The following is an 18,178-nucleotide window of genomic DNA, read 5'->3' on the forward strand; positions in this document are numbered from 1 at the left end:
GGCGTATTCAGTACGGCTAAAAACCCGGTGCAACGGTGCTGGCTAGGTGTGAAGAGTCAAGACGTTGTTTTTCGTTGCTGAGAGACGGGACATGGGCACGTGGCAGCCGATGCCGTGATGCGGACGGTGCCAGTTGTAATAATGATTCCAATACCTCAGGACTGCGCCGCGCTCATCCGAGTGTTGATAGGTTTGGCCGTAGGCCCATTCGCGCAGCGCGGACTGGATGAAGCGCTCGGCCTTGCCGTTGGTTTGCGGTCGGTAGGCGCGGGTGAACCTCTGCTTAATGCCCAGTTCAACGCAAACGCGGCCGAAGTCATGGGAGCGGAAGGCGGGCCCGTTATCGGTGATCAGGCGCTGGAGCGGTACGCCCAGCGTTTTGAAGTAGTCGTTGGCCGCACGCAGGAAGTCGATGGCGCTGGCGCGGCGCTCGTCGGGGTAGAGTCGGGTGAAGGCGATGCGACTATGGTCGTCGATCGCCACGAACAGATATTCCCAGCCGCTGTTTCGGCTGTTCTGGCGACGATCGCCGGTGATGCGATGGCCGACCTGCTCGAAGCGGGCGAGCTTCTTGATGTCGACGTGCAGCAGTTCGCCGGGCGTTTCGCGCTCGTAGCGCTGCACAGGCTCTGCGGGCTGCAGGTCGCTTAACCGCGATAGCCCTGCGTGTCGCAGCACGCGACTGACGGTTGCTTTGGACACGCCGATATAGCTTGCGATGCGAGCCTGCAGGAACAGCTTGCGACGCAATTCGATGATCGTCAGGGCAACGCTGGGCGCAATGGCACGTGGCGAGCGCTCGGGACGCGAGGATTTGTCGAGCAAGGCAGCCGCGCCGCCGACCAGATAGCGGCCCAGCCACTTGCGGGTGGTGACCGCGCTTACGCCATGGCGTGCCGCCGCCGCCGCGGTCGACAAACCATGCTCGGTGATGTCCTGAACCATTTCCAGGCGACGCAGATACGTCAGTCGGGCATTCTTATGTGTGTTCATCCGGTGTCTTGTTCTGTGACTGGGGGTTTGGCGATTTCCAGTCTCGCAGAACTTCTCCGGGTGAACACCCGAAACAACCTATTGAACCTTCACAGCTAGGCGTGCGAACACGTCCCAAAGGGACTCCCTGCGGTCGCAAGAGTACGCGTACGGCAAGCGAGCACAGCCAGCAGGGTTTTGTCAGCCGCGCTCAGGTCTTCGGCAGCGTGACGCCGCTCTGGCCCTGATACTTGCCGCCACGGTCGCGGTAGCTGGTTTCGCACACGTCGTCCTCGTCGGCCTCGAAGAACAGCACCTGCGCGACACCTTCGTTGGCGTAGATCTTCGCCGGCAGCGGCGTAGTGTTCGAGAACTCCAGCGTCACATAGCCTTCCCATTCCGGTTCGAACGGCGTGACGTTGACGATGATGCCGCAGCGCGCGTAGGTCGACTTGCCCAGACACACGGTCAGCGCGTTGCGCGGGATGCGGAAGTATTCGACCGTACGCGCCAGCGCGAACGAGTTGGGCGGAATGATGCAGTAGCCCTTGCCCGAGACGTCGACGAAGCTGTTCTCGTCGAAGTTCTTCGGGTCGACGATGGTGCTGTTCAGGTTGGTGAACACCTTGAATTCGTCGGCGCAGCGGATGTCGTAGCCGTAGCTCGACGTGCCGTAGGAGACGATGCGCTCGCCGTTCACTTCCTTGACCTGGCCCGGGATGAACGGCTCGATCATGCCGTGCTCTTCGGCCATGCGCCGAATCCACCTGTCCGACTTGATGCTCATTGCAATACCCTGCTTGATTTCATTGGAATGGCCGGCATTTTACCGGCAGGAAGCCGAGCCGGATACACGACTCTTGCCGCCGCCACCGACTTGCCCTCGCCGCGCCGATTGCCGACAATCAGGGTAAGCATAACGAGAAGGAGAACCTCCGCAGATGTCCAGCACGCCGTGCCCCACCCTCAGCCTGCCGACGACCAGCGGCGGCGTTTTCGATACAGCAGCACTCAGGGGTCAGGCCTTCGTCCTCTACTTCTACCCGAAAGACAGCACCCCCGGCTGCACGCTCGAGGGCAACGATTTCCGCATCCATCACGACGCGTTCGACGCCGCCGGCGTGAAGGTCTTCGGCATCAGCCGCGACAGCGTCCGGTCGCACGAAAACTTCAGGACCAAGCAGTGTTTTCCGTTCGAACTGGTATCCGACCCGGAGGAGACCGCCTGCGAAGCATTCGGTGTCATGAAAATGAAGAACATGTATGGCAAACAGGTGCGTGGCATCGAACGCAGTACCTTCGTCATCGACCGGACCGGACAGATCGCCAGGGAGTGGCGAGGCGTCAAGGTCCCGGGGCATGTCGAGGAAGTCCTCGGCTTTGTCCGGACACTGAAGTAAGGGAGAGCGGCGCGTGCGCCGCTTTTTTCATGGCTGCTGCATCCGCACAGCACCAACCAGCAAGGGGAACGACATGGCTGCCCGCAAGCCTCGCCGCAAGGACGACACCAAGCTGTTCGTACTCGACACCAACGTGTTGATGCACGATCCGACCTCGCTGTTCCGTTTCCAGGAGCATGACCTCTTCCTGCCGATGATGACGCTGGAAGAACTCGACAACAACAAGAAGGGCATGTCCGAAGTCGCCCGCAACGCCCGGCAGGCCAGCCGCTTCATGGAGGAGCTTGTCGCCGGACGCGAACACAGCCTGCACGAAGGCGTGCCGCTCGACGGCCCGAGCAAGGAGCAGGCCACCGGCCGGCTGTTCCTGCAGACCGAAGCGATCACCAGCGTGCTGCCGTCGCAGTTGCCGATGGGCAAGGCCGACAACCAGATCCTCGGCGTCGTCCACCACCTGCAGCAGATGCAGCCCAAGCGCCACGTCATTCTGGTGTCGAAAGACATCAACATGCGCATCAAGGCCCGCACGATGGGGCTGGCGGCCGAGGACTACTTCAACGACAAGGTGCTCGAGGATACCGACCTCCTCTACACCGGCATGCGCGAAATCGACCAGGCCTTCTGGGAGAAAAACAGCAAGGACCTGCAGAGCTGGCAGGAAGGCGGCCGCAGCTACTGGCGGATCAAGGGGCCGGACGTCATCGACCTCTATCCGAACCAGTTGCTGTACCAGCAGGGCGAGACCCCGTTCATTGCCCGGGTCGCCGAGATCGACGGCAAGAGCGCGCTGATCGTCAGCCTCAAGGATTACTCGCACCAGAAGAACGCCATCTGGGGCATTCTGGCGCGCAACCGCGAGCAGAACTTCGCGCTCAACCTGCTGATGGACCCGGAGATCGACTTCATCTCGCTGCTCGGCCAGGCCGGCACCGGCAAGACGCTACTCACGCTCGCGGCGAGCCTGGCGCAGACGCTGGAAACCAAGATCTACAGCGAAATCATCATGACCCGCGTCACCGTGCCGGTCGGCGAGGACATCGGCTTCCTGCCGGGGACCGAAGAGGAAAAGATGCAGCCGTGGATGGGCGCGCTCGAGGACAACCTCGACGTGCTGAACCAGACCGACGCCGAAGCCGGCGACTGGGGCCGTGCCGCCACGCGCGACCTGATCCGCTCGCGCATCAAGGTCAAGTCGCTCAACTTCATGCGCGGCCGGACCTTCCTCAACAAGTTCCTGATCATCGACGAGGCGCAGAACCTGACGCCCAAGCAGATGAAGACGCTGATCACGCGCGCCGGCCCCGGCACCAAGGTCGTCTGCCTTGGCAACATCAGCCAGATCGACACGCCCTACCTCACCGAGGGCTCGTCGGGGCTGACCTACGTCGTCGACCGCTTCAAGGGCTGGAACCACTCGGGCCACATCACGCTGCAGCGCGGCGAGCGTTCGCGGCTGGCCGACTACGCGGCCGAAACACTCTAGCGCAATCTCAGACGACGCAACGCGGGCAAACCTGCCCGCGTTGCGTGCCCGCTGAGAGCCTGTTCAATGTCTTTTCACGTCAGTGCCGGGCCGGAAAAAGGTCAGGCACAAGGCGTGCGACGCGGGCAATAACCGGTTATTGGCAAGGAGTACAACGCAGTGGATGACCTTTTTCCGGCTCGGCCCTTCGGGTTCGGAGCATTGCCGGCTGCGTGCAGCGTTGCAAACCGCTTGCGGTACCTGTACCGCGGCGCGGCTCTCGCCTTGCCCGCCCCCCGGTACTGCCCCGAACGCTGACGCGAAAAGACATTGAACAGGCTCTGAGAAGCGGCCACACTGCAATCCGCAACTACCGCAACCCCAGAGGCAACGTCAAACCGATTCGCGCCCGGCGTATTCAACCGCCAGCGCAACGCCCGTCTGCTGCGCCGATCGACCCCACCGACCTGGATCATCCGATGACGCAGAACCTGCGCACCCTGCACATTGCAACCGAGCGCCTGAACCTGCGTGCGTTTACCCTCGATGACATCGATGCACTGCATGCGCTGACGCTTCAGCCTGAAATCACCGACATTCTCAACGACTGGGCCATGAGCCGGGAGCAATGCACACAATGGCTGACGTGGCACTGCACGCGCTACGACGATTTCAACCCGGCCCAGCCCAGCCTGCCGTTCGCAATCTGCCTGCCCACGGGGGAGATGATCGGCTGGCTGGGTATCTGGCCCAAGCCCAGCGTCAAGGTTGATTTACCGGAAGTGGCTTACGCGATCTCGCGCGATCATCGTGGTCAGGGGTACGTCAGTGAAGCGGTGCGCGCCGCCAGCAGCTGGCTGTTCGAGCGCGGTCCGCTTCCTGCCTTGATGGCAATCGTCAAACCGGCGCACGATCATTCGCGCCGGGTGTTGCTGCGCAGCGGCTTCACTTGCCAGGGCACGGTCGAATGCGCGGACGACGGCACGTTCGACTATTTCGTACTCGCTCGCCCCGCATAAAAATCAGCAAATGCTGTTGTACGGGCCGGCTTTGCCGGCCCTTTTTGCGTTCCGGGCTTTGAAAGGCGGCGGGTTTTGGTTATGGTCGGCGATCCGATCAACGGCGATCAACGGCAAACCATGACCACGATTGCGGTCTTCAACCAGAAGGGCGGCGTCGGCAAGACGACCGTCACGGCCAACCTTGCCGCCGCGATGGCGCAGAACGGCACGGCACCGCTGGTGATCGACCTCGACCCGCAGGCGCACCTGAGTCATTACTGGGGCTTCGGCGCCGCCCCCGGCGCGACGATTCACGACTTTTTCCGCGGCACCGCGGCGCTGTCCGACCTGGTCCGGCCGCTGCCGAACGGCATCGACTTCATCCCGTCCGAGCTGGCGCTGTCGAAAGTCGACGCCCAGCTCACCCGCCATCGCGACCACCTGTGGCGGCTCAAGCTCGGGCTGACCGCCGAAATGCTCGACGGCCAGGCGCCGGTGCTGATCGATTGCGGGCCGATGCTCGGCGTGCTCGGTTTCTCGGCGCTGCTCGCGGCCGACCTGGTGCTGGTGCCGGTATCGCCGGAAACGCTGGCGCTGCACGGCGCGCGGATGAGCGCACGCACACTGGCCGGGCTCGAGCGGCTGGTGCCGCGCAAACCGCGCCGCTACCTGCTCAACCGCTACCAGCGCGGCAGTATCGGCAGCGAGCACGCGCTGCGCCAGTTGCGGCACGACTACCCCGGCGAAGTACTCGGCGCCACGCTGAGGCCGGCCGAGCTGTACGAAGCCGCGGTGATCCGCCACGCCGACGTGTTCTCGCTCGACCCCGACAGCGACGCCGCGCAAGACATGGCGCTGCTGCTCGACGAGCTGATCGAGACAGGGCTGGTCGGCCTCTAGTTCAGCCCGGCTGGTCGACGACGACGAAGTACTTGCGCACCGCCTCGACGACCTCGAAACGGCCGACAAAACCGGCCGGAATCACCCCCGCATCGCCCGCTCCGAATTCGGCCACGCCGCCGGCCTCGTCGTGCAGCCGCACCCAGCCCTCGATCACGCAGAAGAACTCGTCGCGGTTGTCGGCAAAGCGGATGTTCCAGCTGCCGACCTCGCACGCCCAGATGCCGCTGGACAGCCCCTGCCGGGTGTAGTGCTCCCACGTCGTACGCCGCGGGTTGCCGTCGACGCGCCGGTCCGGACGCGGATGATCGTGACTGGGCGCCACGTCGGTGGCGGAAAACGGAACAATGCGGGGCGGATTCATCGTCGGACCGGGTACGAAAAACGACAAGCATAGCCGATCGCCAGCCGCCGGTATCCGCCCACCGCGGTGATGCGGCGATCACCGGGGCGCATCACGACGGTGCGCGACAGCCGCCGAAAAACGGGTCGGCGTGCCACGGCCGCATTCAAGTCCTTGTTGCGACGCAGCTTTCGGCACATCCAGCACGGGTGCGCCCTGCGCCCCGTTTTTGTGCAGATGCAGCACGAACAGGAACCGTAAGGCGTTGATTCCACGTCCTAATAGCGCAAATCCTTTCGCGCCCTGCTAAGGCATTTCCCCATCAGGAAAGGTGACAATAGGTTTGCAAAAACCCGGCAAGCATGATCGTTTTCACCCTGCCATCGGGCAGCGTATTCCAACCCAGAAAACGGGCAGGCCCGGTGTCACCGACCCGGTGAGCGAAGCGCCTGCCGACACCGGAGAGAATGCCGATGTTTGCCACCCTCACCAAGCAAGGCCTCTGTGCCGCTGCGCTGTTTACCGCGTTTTCGGTCCACGCGGCCGACAAGCTGCCCAACGTGATGATCCTTGCCACCGGCGGCACGATCGCCGGCACCGGCGCCACCAGCACGACCACCGTCGGCTACACGGCGGCCAAGATCGGCGTCGAGAAGCTGATCGAAGCCGTGCCGGAAATGAAGACCGTGGCCAACGTCAAGGGCGAGCAGGTGTTCCAGATCGCCAGCGAGAACATGACCAACGACCACTGGCTCAAGCTCGCCAAGCGCGTCAACGAGCTGCTCAAGCAGTCCGACGTCGACGGCATCGTCATCACCCACGGCACCGACACCATCGAGGAAACCGCTTACTTCCTCAACCTGACCGTGAAGAGCAAGAAGCCGGTGGTCATCGTCGGCGCAATGCGCCCGGCGACCGCGATCAGCGCCGACGGCCCGATCAACCTGTACAACGCCGTCGGCGTTGCCGGCAGCAAGGACTCGGCCGGCCGCGGCGTGCTGGTCGCGCTGAATGACGAAATCCAGGGTGCCCGCGAAGTGACCAAGTCCAGCACCATGCTGGCCAACACCTTCCGCGCGCCGGAACTGGGCAACCTCGGTTATGTTGTCCGCGGCAAGCCGGTGTTCTACCGCGCCACCGCCCGCAAGAACACGACCGACACCGAATTCGACGTCAGCAAGCTCGACAAGCTGCCCGAAGTCGACATCGTCTACGGTTATGCCAACGCCAAGCGCACGCCGATCGACGCCTTCGTCGCCGGCGGTGACGTCGGCATCGTCCACGCCGGCACCGGCAACGGCAGCCTGGCCACGCCGGTCAAGGACGCACTGAAGGAAGCCCGCGGCAAGGGCGTCGTGGTCGTCCGCAGCTCGCGCACCGGCAGCGGCATCACCGCACGCAACGGCGAGGCCAACGACGACGAACTCGACTTCGTCGCCGCCGACAACCTGAGCCCGCAGAAGGCCCGCATCCTCCTGATGCTCGCGCTGACGAAGACAAAGGACACCAAGGAAATCCAGCGGATGTTCTACACCTACTAAGGAAGTTACCGCTGCACGCCGATTTGATTGCTGTTTGAAAACAATCAGGTCCGGGCACTGCGACAAACACCCCAACCCCGCGGCACTGCTGCGGGATTTTTTCGTTCAGCCGGGCGCGGCTGACGACCGGTGTCCGTTCAGCACATCGGGCAGGCGGTCGCGGCAGAACTCCAGGTAGGCCCGCACGATCGACGACGGGTGCCGGTGGGACGGGTAAAGCAGGTTGATCTGCTGCTCGGGCAGCGGATAGCCCGGCAACAGCGCCACGAGGCGACCGTCCCGGAGCGCTTCGGCCGCCAGGAACGGCGGCAGTTCAGTCACGACTTCGCCTTGCAGGGCGCGACTGTGCAGGTGCAGGTAATCGTTGGTGGCCAGCACGGCCTGCGGCTCGAACAACTGCGCGCCGAGCTGCCAGCGGGCAATCCCCGCCGCACTGAGGCGCCAGGTCGCGCACGGGAACCGGTGCAGGTCGGCCGGCGCTTCCGGCTTGCCGAAGCGCTCGAGCAGCGCCGGCCCCGCCACCAGCACGTGGCGGTAGGACAGCAGATGCCGCGCAACCATCGCCTCGTGCGCAATCGCGCCGACCCGCAATGCGACGTCGACGCCATCCTCGATCAGGTCGACACGCCGCTCGGTGGTAAAGACATTCAGCCTTATCCCCGGGTACAGCCGCTGGAACTGGGACAGCAGCGCCCACCACGGCTCGAACGCGGGCGGCAGCGACAGGCGCAGCAGGCCCTTGAGCTGTGCCTGATCGCTCATCACCGCCCTCTCTGCCCCTGCCAGCTCCTCGATCCCCCGGTTGGCGCTCTCGTAAAGCTGCATGCCCGAGTCGGTGAGCCTGGTGCCCCGCACCGACCGCTCCAGCAATTGCACGTTCAGCTCGCGCTCCAGCTCGCGGATGCGGCGACTCAGTGTCGGGAGTGGCACCGCCAGTCGCGTCGCGGCGGCAGACAGGCTCCCGGCCTGAACCACGGCGACAAACATCCGTACTGCATTCAGATCCACCGGCAAACCTCTCATTTATGAGATGACGACTGCAATCATAGTGGCTTTTTCACCGCATTTGACAGGGATATCGTTGTTCCACGGCAGCAGACAAAAGCCGCCCAATCACTGGAGCCGAAACCATGTCCATCCGGGAACTGATCAGCACTTACGAACTGGCACTCAACACCAACGACATCGACACCATCCTCGACCTGTACGGCCGGGAGCCGGTGTTCATGCCGCAGCATGCACCGGCCCTGGTCGGCCGCGAGGCCGTACTGGCCGGCTACGTGCAGGTCTTCATGAACCTGAAGCTCAAAGTCCGCTTCGACATTCACGACGTCGAGGAATCGGGAGACTGGGCCTGGGCGCGGACCAGTTCCGCCGGGCGGACCCACATTCTGGCCGCCGGCGTCGAGGTCGACGAGGGCAACAACGAGCTGTTCATCTTCCGTCGTGAAGCCGGCGAATGGCGGATTCACCGCTACCTCTTCGCCACCAGCCTGCCGCGCGCCTGAGGAGACCATCATGAAAGCGTATGTGATCGAACAGGCGGGCGGCCCGGAAGCGCTGCAGCTGCGGGACATTCCCGCACCGCAAGCCGGCCCGGATGAAGTGCAGATCCGGGTACGGGCCTTCGGCCTCAACCGCGCCGAAGCGTATCTTCGCGCCGGGAAGACGGGCGCGATCGACGGCCCCAGGGTGCCGGGTATCGAGGCGGTCGGCGAAGTCGTCGCCGACGCGTCGGGCACGTTCCGGGTCGGCCAGCGGGTGGCGACCGCAATGGGCGGTCTGCAGTTCGGCCGCACCGGCAGCTACGCGGAAGAAATCGCTGTTCTGCGCAGCAATGTCATTGCACTCGACGGTACTGCGCTGTCCTGGGAAGAACTGGCGGCGCTGCCGCAGGCCTACCTCACCGTATGGGGCGCGCTGGTCAGGACGCTGGCCGTGCAAGCAGGGCAAACCCTGCTGGTACGCGGCGCGACCTCGTCGGTCGGCCTGGCCGCGGTGACCTACGCCAAGGTGCTCGGCCTGCGGGTGATCGGCACCACCCGCTCTCCCGCCCATGCCGAGCGCCTCGTGCGGCTTGGTGCCGACGAGGTCGTCGTCGACAACGGCGACATCGCACCGGCCGTTCGCGCCATTGCCCCGGCCGGGGTGGACGCGGCACTGGAAGTGGTCGGCGCCGCGACGCTGCGCGACACGATCAGGACGCTTCGCCCGTTCGGCGCAGTCACGGTCATCGGCCTGCTCGGTGGCCCGCCGGTACTCGAGCAGTTTCACCTGATGCAGGACCTGCCCGGTGCGACGCAGTTGAGCTTCTTCGGCAGCGGGCTGCTGGGCACGCCCGCGCTGCCGTTGAGCAGCGCACCGCTGCGCACCATCGCCAAGGGCATTGCCGCCGGGCGCATACCGTCGCTGCGCGTTGAAACCTTCAACTTTGACGACGTCCGCCGTGCCCACAGCCTGATGGAAAGCAATCAGGCCCAGGGCAAGCTGGTGGTCGTGGTCTGACACGGGAGCATCATCATGAACAAGTCTTTCCGACTGGCGCTGGCTGCCGCCGCCTTCAGCGCCGCAGTACCGGCGCTGGCCGCTGTACCCATGACCGGTGACGCAACCACGGCCAGCATCACCCGGCAGCTCAACCGTTATGAGCAGGCGCTGAATGCCGCGGATGTTGAGCGCGTCATGGCGCTCTACAGCGATGACGGCGTTTTCATGCCGCAGCACAGCCCGCCGTCGGTCGGGCGTGCGGCGGTACGCGAGGCCTATCAGCGCGTCTTCGGCGCCATCAGGCTCGACATCCGCTTCCGGATCGACGAGATCAGCCAGCTCTCGCACGACTGGGCGTTTGCCCGGACCCGTTCGACCGGTACGGTCAAGGTGCTGGGCAGCGATCAGCCGCCGGGGCCGGAGGCCAATCAGGAGCTGTTCCTCTTCCATCGGGAAGCGGATGGGCAGTGGCGCTTTGCCCGCTATATTTTTACCACCACCAATCCGCCCCGGCGGCCGAACTGATACAGCGAGGTCCTACCATGAATATCCAGGCCCAATCCATCGCGATCGTCATCGCCCGTGCACTGATGGCGCTGATCTTCATCCTCTCCGGCGTGGGCAAGATCGGCGCACAGGCCGCCACGGCGGCGTATATGGAAGCCATGCACGTCCCCGCCATCCTGCTCTGGCCGACGATCGTCTTCGAGATCGGCGCCGGCATTCTGGTCCTCGCCGGCTATCAGACCCGCGTCGCCTCGGCCCTGCTGGCGGGATTCTGCCTGGCTGCGGCGGCGCTGTTCCACACGCAGTTCGGCGACCAGATCCAGATGATCATGTTCCTGAAGAATCTGGCGATGGCGGGCGGCTTCATCGTGCTGGCCATCCACGGCCCGGGCAGGTTCAGCCTGGATGCATGCCGGTGCAAGGCCCGGCCTCCTAGCGCCGATCGCTGATGCCCCAGCGTGACCGCCGGACGTGAACCCGCTGGGGTGGCGCTCTTGTCCGGCACTGTGCATTTGTGCAATGAAGTTCTCGATGGCAACGATTCCGGCTGGCGCTAAAATCGGGATTGATTCTCATCCGTCCAAGCGAGACCTTCATGAAAGCCGCCCCGCTCGTCACCGCCGCCCTCGCCTTGCTGCTCGCGGCCTGCGCCAGTATCGACGCCACGTCGACCCAGTACGTCGGCGCCCCGCACCCGGCAGCGACCAGCCCGGATTCGGTGCAGATCCTGCGCGAGGAGCCGAAAAAGCCGTTCGACCGGATCGGCGAAGTGAAAATCGACGCCAGTACCGACCCGGCGCCGGCCGTCGCCGATGTCGAGAACAGGCTGCGCGCCGAGGCGGCGCAGCTCGGCGCCGACGCGGTTGTCATCGTCTACGACCGCATCCAGCCGGTCGGCGCCTATGTGTCCGGCCCGTACTGGGCGGCGACGGTTCAAGGCATCGAAGGCCAGCGCCTTATCGGCATCGCGATCAAGTACCGCTAGGCGAGCCAGCCCTGTCTGTACTCGCTTGCCGTACTCGTGCTGTTGCGACCGCAGGGCGCGGGACATTCGTACGCACTGCCGGGTTGCGCCAGGTTTTGCCGGTACGCTAAGCCGCCAGCGGCAGCGCGCTCGGCAACGCTTCGCCGACCGCCTCGCCGACGAGGATGATCGCCGGGCTGCCGAGGCCGGCGGCTTCGGCGTCGCCGGCCAGCGCGGCCAGCGTCGTCACCAGCCGCTGCTCGCGCGCGGTGCTCGCCCATTGCACCACAGCCGCCGGCGTAGACGACGGCAGCGTCCGCATCAGGCCGCCGGCAAGGCTGGCGATCCGGCTCATGCCCATGTAGACCACCAGCGTCGTACCGGTCGCGGCCAGCGCATCCCAGTCCGGTTCGGAGTGGTCCTGTGCATGGGCGGTGACGAAGGTCACGCCGCGGCAGTGTTCGCGGTGCGTCAGCGAGATCCCGAGGCTCGCCGCGGCCGCCAGCCCGGAACTGATGCCGTTGACGATCTCGACCGGCACGCCGGCCGCCTGCAGGTAGGCGATCTCCTCGCCGGCGCGGCCGAACAGCAGCACTTCGCCGCCCTTGACCCGCACGACGACCTTGCCGGCCAGCGCGTAGCGGCGCATCAGCCGCTGGATGAAATCCTGCGGCGTCGATTTGCAGCCGCCGCGCTTGCCGACGCGGATCACCCGCGCCCCGGGCGCGAGCGTCACGATCTCCGGGTTGGCGAGGTCGTCGAGCAGCAGGATCTCGGCCGCCACCAGCGCCTTCGCGGCCTTCAGCGTCAGCAGGTCCAGATCGCCGGGGCCGGCGCCGAGCAGGATGACTTTGCCTTTCATGATCTTCTCCTCAGTGTGACCGGCATGCCGGGTGCATTTGCCGTGTCAACGCGTACCGTCTTCGCTTCGGCCCCGTGAGGCCCCTTGCCGGCAGCGCCGGCCACCGTTTTCAGGCCGCCCGTGACGCCGATGCGCACAGGCGTTTGAGTTCGGGCACGCACGAGCCGCAGACGCCGCCGCAGCCGAGTTCCGCTTTCAGCTGGTCGATGCCGGCGCCGGTCGCGACACGGCCGAGAATCTGCGATTCGCGCACCTGGGTGCAGTTGCAGACGACCCGGTCGCGCGGCGCGGCGCTTGCGCCCTTCGGCGCGAACACCGCCAGCCGCGGCCCCTGCCACGTTTCGCCTTCGAGCAGCGTGTCGAGCAGGCCTTCGGCGCCGGACACGTCACCGGCGAACACGAAGCCGGCCAGCGCCCCACCTCCTTCATCCAACTGGTGCCAGCCGACGCGCTTGACGACATTGCGGCGCGCATCGCGGTACTCGAGCACGTCGGCGCCCGGCAGCAGGCCGAGCACGGCGAACAGCCGTTCGAGCCAGCCGGCCGGCGCCTCGGCACAGGCAGCGCGCAGCACCAGCGCATCGCGCCCGGCCAGGCTGACCGCGGCGTAGTCGCAGCCGGCGAGCAGAGGCTGCACCGCCGCGTGCAGCTGCAGTACGTCGGGACTGCGCAGTGCCGCCATTGCGCGCCACGGCAGCTCGGCACGCTCGATCCGCACCGCTGCGTGCTTGAGCTCGGGCTGGAAGGACTTGCCGTCGACCATCGGCGCACTGGTTTCGTTGATGCCGATGCTGTTGAGGAACTGGCCGTTCCAGTGCATTGCGGCGAACACGCTGCCGCTCGGGACATCGTTGCCAATCGCCAGCGGCAGCACCAGTGCGCCGCGCTTGCTGGCGACCCTGACCAGCTCGCCGGCCTTGAGGCCCCGGCGCTCGGCGTCGTTCGGATGCATCGTCAGGCTGGCCTCGGGCGTGTGCGCGAACAGCTGCGGCAACCGGCCGGTACGGCTCATGCCGTGCCACTGGTCGCGCAGCCGGCCGGTGAGCAGGTGGAACGGATAGCGCGCATTGGTCGGCTCGGCGACCGGCTTGTACGGCGTCGCGTGAAAGCGCGCACGGCCGTCCTGCGTCGCGAAGCGGCCGTCGACGTAACGCCGCGCCAGCCCCTGCTTCATGCCGCCCGGCAACGGCCATTGCTGCGGGCCGTGCGACTCGAGCAGTGCATAGTCGAGCCCGCCGATGTCGAGGTCGCGGCCGATCGTCAGCCTGCGGTGCTCGTCGAAAATCGCCGCCGTGTTCGCATAACCGAAGCACGACGCTTCATCGGGATGCAGGCGAGCTTCGATCCGTTTCGCGACTTCGCACGCAATCCACCAGTCGGGCTTCGCCTCGCCTGGCGCCGGGATCGCGGCGCGGACGCGCGAGATGCGGCGCTCGGAGTTGGTCACCGTGCCGCCCTTCTCGCCCCAGGTCGCGGCCGGCAGCAGGACGTCGGCGTACGGCACGGTATCGGTGCCGGTGAACGCTTCCTGCACGACGACGAATTCGGCCGCCGCCAGCGCCTCGGCCACCCTGCCGGCGTCGGGCAGCGAATGCGCCGGGTTGGTACAGGCAATCCACACCGCCTTGATCCGGCCGTCGCGAATCGCGTCGAACATCGCCACCGCCGGCAGGCCCGGCTGGCCCGAAAGCCGGCCGGCCGGCACGTTCCAGACTTCGGCAACCTCGGCGCGGTGCGACGGAATCGCGATGTCGCGGTGCGCAGCGAGCATCGTCGCCATGCCACCGACCTCGCGCCCGCCCATCGCGTTCGGCTGGCCGGTCAGCGAGAACGGGCCGGCACCGGGCTTGCCGATCTGGCCGGTGGCCAGATGCAGGTTGATCAGCGCCAGGTTCTTGTCGGTGCCGTGCGCCGACTGGTTCAGCCCCATGCAGTACAGCGACAACGAGGCGCCGTCGGTCCGCCCGAACCATTCCGCCGCCTGGATCAGGTCGGCCTCGAGGATGCCGCAGATCTCGGCCGCCATTTTGGGCGTATAGTCGCGCACCAGTGCCTTCAGGTCGGCAAAGCCGGCCGTGTGCGCGGCGATATAGGCCGGGTCGACCAGCCCTTCCCAGATCAGGTGGTGCAGCATGCCGTTGAACAGCGCAACGTCGGTGCCGGGCTGGATCTGCAGGTGCAGGTCTGCCACCGCCGCGGTGTCGGTACGGCGCGGGTCGATCACGATCCATTTGGTTGCCGGCCGTGTCGCCTTGGCCGCTTCGAGCCGGCGGAACAGCACCGGATGCGCGTACGCCATATTGCTGCCGGCGAACAGCACGCAGTCGGCAAGTTCGAGGTCCTCGTAGCACGTCGGCGGGCCGTCGGCACCGAGCGCCAGCTTGTACGCGGTTACCGCGCTGCTCATGCACAGCCGCGAATTGGTATCGATGTTGTTGCTGCCGATCACGCCCTTGGCGAGCTTGTTGAAGACGTAGTAGTCCTCGGTCAGCAACTGGCCCGATACATAGAACGCAACCGCATCCGGGCCGTGGCGCTCGATGATGTCGGCAAAGCGCTCGGACACCGTATCGAGCGCCGCCTCCCAGTCGACGCGTTGACGTTCGGCGTCGCGCGTCAGGCGCATTTCCGGATGCAGCGCCCGGCCGGTCAGGCTGGCGGCCGTCGCCGGCAGGGTCATACCCTTGGTGCACAGCCGGCCGAAGTTGGCCGGATGCGACGGATCGCCCTGGATGCCGGTGATCTTCTCGCCGTCCGACTCGATCAGCACGCCGCAGCCGACACCGCAGTAGCAGCAAGTAGATTTGGTGACGGTCTTGCCCATGATTACAGCCCTCAGCTCAATGCGAGGAAAACTTCGCCGTTTTCTACTTTGACGGGAAACCGCCGCGCACAGCCGACGTCGGACGCCCGGGCTTCGCCCGATGTCAGGTCGATGTTCCAGCTGTGCAGCGGGCAGGTCACCGCTTCGCCGTGGACGATGCCCTGGCTCAAGGGGCCACCCTTGTGCGGGCAGCGGTCGAGCAAGGCAAACACGCTGTCGGTCGCGGTACGGAACACGGCGATATTGCCGGCTTCGCGCTCGATCACCCGGCTGCCCAGCACCGGGATGTCGGCAACCGCGCAGACGCGCAGCCAGTGTTCGCTTACGGTCAGCGTGCTCATGCCGGCGCTCCTTCGACGAGTTTGATCGGGATGTATTCGTTCTTCTGCGCGCCGGCGATCCGCGCCGCCCACGGGTCGGGCAGCCCTTCGAGCGAATACAGCAGCCGCTCGTACAGCGCACGGCGGGAGTCCGCGTCGTCGACGACCTTCTGCTTGATGTAGTCGAGGCCGACACGGGCGATGTAATGCACGGTGCGGTCGAGGTAGTACGCCTCCTCGCGGTAGAGCTGCAGGAAGGCGCCGGTGTACGCCTTGACCTCGTCGCTGGTCTTCACCTTGCAGAGGAACTGCGCGACCTCGGTCTTGATGCCGCCGTTGCCGCCGACATACAGCTCCCAGCCGCTGTCGACCGCGATCACGCCGACGTCCTTGATCCCCGATTCGGCGCAGTTGCGCGGGCAGCCGGAGACGGCGAGCTTGACCTTGTGCGGCGACCACATGTTGGCGAGCATGGTTTCGAGGTCGATGCCCATCTGCGTGCTGTTCTGCGTGCCGAAGCGGCAGAACTCGCTGCCGACGCAGGTTTTCACCGTGCGGATCGACTTGCCGTAGGCGTGGCCCGACTGCATGCCGAGGTCCTTCCAGACGTTGACCAGGTCTTCCTTCTTCACACCCAGCAGGTCGATGCGCTGGCCGCCGGTGACCTTGACCATGGGCACGTGGTACTTGTCGGCGACGTCGGCGATCCGGCGCAATTCGGACGAGTTGGTCACGCCACCCTTCATCTGCGGAATCACCGAGAACGTGCCGTCCTTCTGGATGTTGGCGTGGACGCGCTCGTTGACGAAGCGGCTTTGCGGGTCGTCGACGGCCTCCTTGGGCCAGGTCGAGATCAGGTAGTAGTTGACCGCCGGCCGGCACGTCGCGCAGCCGTTCGGCGTGCGCCATTCGAGGAAGTCGTAGACGGCCTTGTGGCTGGTCAGGTGGTGCTCGCGGACGGCCTTGCGCACCTCGCCGTGGGTGCGGTCGGTACAGCCGCAGATCGCCTTGGTCTTCGGCGCCTCCTGGAAGCTGGTACCCAGCGTGTTCATCAGGATCTGCTCGACCAGGCCGGTACACGAGCCGCACGAACTCGCCGCCTTGGTGTGCTTCTTGACGTCGTCGACGGTGAACAGCCCCTTGTCCTTGATCGCCTTGACGATGGTGCCCTTGCACACGCCGTTGCAGCCGCAGACCTCGTCGCTGTCCTGCATCGCACCGGCACGGCTCTGGCCCTGCACGCCGGCATCGCCGATCGCCGATTCGCCGAACATGATGTGATCGCGCAGGTCGGCGATCTTGCGGCCCTCGCGCAAGAGCTTGAAGTACCACGCGCCGTCGGCGGTGTCGCCGTACAGGCAGGCGCCGACGAGCTGGTCGTCCTTGATCACGAGCTTCTTGTAGACGCCGCCGGCCGGGTCGGACAGCACGATGTCCTCGGTGCCCTCGCCGCCCATGAAGTCGCCGGCGCTGAACAGGTCGATGCCGGTGACCTTGAGCTTGGTCGACAGCACCGAGCCCTTGTACTGGCCGATGCCGAGCTGTGCCAGATGGTTGGCGCAGACCTTGGCCTGCTCGAACAACGGCGCGACCAGCCCGTAGGCGACGCCGCGATGGCTGACGCACTCGCCGACCGCGTAGATGCGCGGGTCGAACGTCTGCAGCGCATCGCTGACGACGACGCCGCGGTTGCAGTGCAGCCCCGCCGATTCGGCCAGTGCGGTGTTCGGGCGGATGCCGACGGCCATCACGACCAGATCGGCCGCGACCTCGTCGCCGTCCTTGAAACGCACCGCGGTCACTTCGCCGGCATCGTTGCCGACCAGCTCGGCGGTCTGCTTCTGCAGCAGGAAGGACAAACCACGCTCCTCAAGCGAATCCTGCAGCAGCTTGCCGGCGGTCACGTCGAGCTGCTTGTCGAGCAGCCACTCGCCCAGATGCACGACGGTCACGTCCATGCCGCGAATCTTCAGCCCGTTGGCCGCTTCCAGCCCCAGCAGCCCGCCACCGATCACCACCGCGTGCTTCTTGGTCAGGGCGGTTTCGATCATCGTCTCGGTATCGTAGATGTCGCGGTAGCTGATCACGCCCTTCAGATCCTTGCCCGGCACCGGCAGGATGAAGGGCATTGACCCTGTCGCGAGCAGCAGCCGGTCGTACGGCTCCTCGGTGCCGTCGTCGGCAACGACGGTGCGGCGGTGCCGGTCGATCCGCGCGACGCTCTTGCCCAGATGCAGGCGGATGCCGTTTTCCGCGTACCACGACAGCGGGTTCAGGACGATGTCCTTGAATTCCTGCTCGCCGGCCAGCACCGGCGACAGCAGGATGCGGTTGTAGTTCGGGTGCGGCTCGGCGCCGAACACGGCGATCTCGTACAGATCGGGCGCCAGCGTCAGCAGCTCTTCGACGGTACGGATGCCGGCCATGCCGTTGCCGACGACGACGAGTTTGGGCTTTTTCATAATCATTCCCGCTTCAGTTGTTCAATTAGTGATGAATCGTCGCGAGCAGGCGAGAGGCAAGGCGCCCGCACCACAGAACCCGGAATGGGTATTAGCCCATGAGGAGTTCGAGGAGCGCGCAACGCCGCATATC

Annotated in this window: 18 protein-coding genes; 10 read left to right on the plus strand and 8 right to left on the minus strand. The window is 65.6% G+C overall.

The window, feature by feature from the left end; genetic code table 11:
* Positions 1–42: 42 nt before the first annotated feature.
* Both BJP62_RS02900 and dcd read right to left on the minus strand, forming a co-directional pair.
* A complete protein-coding gene (locus BJP62_RS02900; RefSeq protein ID WP_070525743.1) occupies positions 43–993 on the minus strand; it encodes an IS481 family transposase in 951 nt (316 codons plus the stop codon).
* Between the two features lie 190 nt (positions 994–1,183).
* On the minus strand, positions 1,184–1,759 hold the full coding sequence (dcd, locus tag BJP62_RS02905; protein ID WP_070526307.1) for a dCTP deaminase: 576 nt from the start codon (positions 1,757–1,759) through the stop codon (positions 1,184–1,186).
* Between the two features lie 154 nt (positions 1,760–1,913).
* Between dcd and BJP62_RS02910 the strand changes: the two genes are divergently transcribed.
* From BJP62_RS02910 to BJP62_RS02925, 4 genes are all read left to right on the plus strand, one after another.
* Positions 1,914–2,372, plus strand: a complete 459-nt coding sequence (locus BJP62_RS02910; protein ID WP_070526310.1) for a peroxiredoxin — start codon at positions 1,914–1,916, stop codon at positions 2,370–2,372.
* A gap of 73 nt (positions 2,373–2,445) precedes the next feature.
* A complete protein-coding gene (locus BJP62_RS02915; RefSeq protein WP_070526313.1) occupies positions 2,446–3,855 on the plus strand; it encodes a PhoH family protein in 1,410 nt (469 codons plus the stop codon).
* 458 nt (positions 3,856–4,313) lie between these two features.
* Entirely contained in the window at positions 4,314–4,853 is a 540-nt protein-coding gene (locus BJP62_RS02920; protein ID WP_070526316.1) for a GNAT family N-acetyltransferase, read from the plus strand.
* A 120-nt stretch (positions 4,854–4,973) separates the two neighbouring features.
* Complete coding sequence (locus BJP62_RS02925) at positions 4,974–5,735, plus strand: ParA family protein (RefSeq protein WP_070532218.1); 762 nt, start codon at positions 4,974–4,976, stop codon at positions 5,733–5,735.
* A 1-nt stretch (position 5,736) separates the two neighbouring features.
* Here the strand turns inward: BJP62_RS02925 and BJP62_RS02930 are convergent, their stop codons facing one another.
* Positions 5,737–6,099 (minus strand): cupin domain-containing protein, encoded by a 363-nt coding sequence (locus tag BJP62_RS02930; protein ID WP_070526317.1) that lies wholly within the window; start codon positions 6,097–6,099, stop codon positions 5,737–5,739.
* A 452-nt stretch (positions 6,100–6,551) separates the two neighbouring features.
* Between BJP62_RS02930 and BJP62_RS02935 the strand changes: the two genes are divergently transcribed.
* Positions 6,552–7,619, plus strand: coding sequence for a type II asparaginase (locus BJP62_RS02935; protein ID WP_070526320.1), 1,068 nt, complete (start codon positions 6,552–6,554; stop codon positions 7,617–7,619).
* 105 nt (positions 7,620–7,724) lie between these two features.
* Here BJP62_RS02935 and BJP62_RS02940 read toward each other — a convergent pair whose 3' ends face one another.
* Positions 7,725–8,627, minus strand: coding sequence for a LysR family transcriptional regulator (locus BJP62_RS02940; protein WP_070526323.1), 903 nt, complete (start codon positions 8,625–8,627; stop codon positions 7,725–7,727).
* A gap of 122 nt (positions 8,628–8,749) precedes the next feature.
* Between BJP62_RS02940 and BJP62_RS02945 the strand changes: the two genes are divergently transcribed.
* The 5 genes from BJP62_RS02945 (at position 8,750) to BJP62_RS02965 (ending at position 11,598) form a co-directional block, all read left to right on the plus strand.
* On the plus strand, positions 8,750–9,127 hold the full coding sequence (locus tag BJP62_RS02945; RefSeq protein WP_070526326.1) for a nuclear transport factor 2 family protein: 378 nt from the start codon (positions 8,750–8,752) through the stop codon (positions 9,125–9,127).
* Positions 9,128–9,137: 10 nt separating this feature from the next.
* Entirely contained in the window at positions 9,138–10,124 is a 987-nt protein-coding gene (locus BJP62_RS02950) for a zinc-binding dehydrogenase (protein ID WP_070526328.1), read from the plus strand.
* A 15-nt stretch (positions 10,125–10,139) separates the two neighbouring features.
* Positions 10,140–10,631, plus strand: a complete 492-nt coding sequence (locus BJP62_RS02955) for an SgcJ/EcaC family oxidoreductase (protein WP_070526331.1) — start codon at positions 10,140–10,142, stop codon at positions 10,629–10,631.
* A gap of 17 nt (positions 10,632–10,648) precedes the next feature.
* Positions 10,649–11,062: a DoxX family protein gene (locus BJP62_RS02960; protein ID WP_070526334.1), complete on the plus strand. Its 414-nt coding sequence runs from the start codon at positions 10,649–10,651 to the stop codon at positions 11,060–11,062.
* A gap of 146 nt (positions 11,063–11,208) precedes the next feature.
* A complete protein-coding gene (locus BJP62_RS02965; protein ID WP_070526337.1) occupies positions 11,209–11,598 on the plus strand; it encodes a hypothetical protein in 390 nt (129 codons plus the stop codon).
* Positions 11,599–11,704: 106 nt separating this feature from the next.
* On the opposite strand, the gene cobA is transcribed toward BJP62_RS02965, so the two are convergent.
* The 4 genes from cobA to nirB form a co-directional block, all read right to left on the minus strand.
* Complete coding sequence (cobA, locus tag BJP62_RS02970; protein WP_070526338.1) at positions 11,705–12,439, minus strand: uroporphyrinogen-III C-methyltransferase; 735 nt, start codon at positions 12,437–12,439, stop codon at positions 11,705–11,707.
* Positions 12,440–12,548: 109 nt separating this feature from the next.
* Positions 12,549–15,263, minus strand: coding sequence for a nitrate reductase (locus BJP62_RS02975; protein ID WP_070526341.1), 2,715 nt, complete (start codon positions 15,261–15,263; stop codon positions 12,549–12,551).
* 11 nt (positions 15,264–15,274) lie between these two features.
* Positions 15,275–15,604: a nitrite reductase small subunit NirD gene (nirD, locus tag BJP62_RS02980; protein ID WP_070526343.1), complete on the minus strand. Its 330-nt coding sequence runs from the start codon at positions 15,602–15,604 to the stop codon at positions 15,275–15,277.
* Positions 15,601–18,045 carry a nitrite reductase large subunit NirB gene (nirB, locus tag BJP62_RS02985; protein ID WP_070526345.1) on the minus strand — a complete coding sequence of 815 codons (2,445 nt, stop codon included), beginning with the start codon at positions 18,043–18,045 and terminating at the stop codon, positions 15,601–15,603. Before nirB ends, nirD begins: the two co-directional genes overlap by 4 nt.
* Positions 18,046–18,178 lie beyond the last annotated feature (133 nt).

Origin of the sequence: Jeongeupia sp. USM3, assembly GCF_001808185.1 — a bacterium.
In the GTDB taxonomy this organism is placed as follows: Bacteria; Pseudomonadota; Gammaproteobacteria; order Burkholderiales; family Chitinibacteraceae; genus Jeongeupia.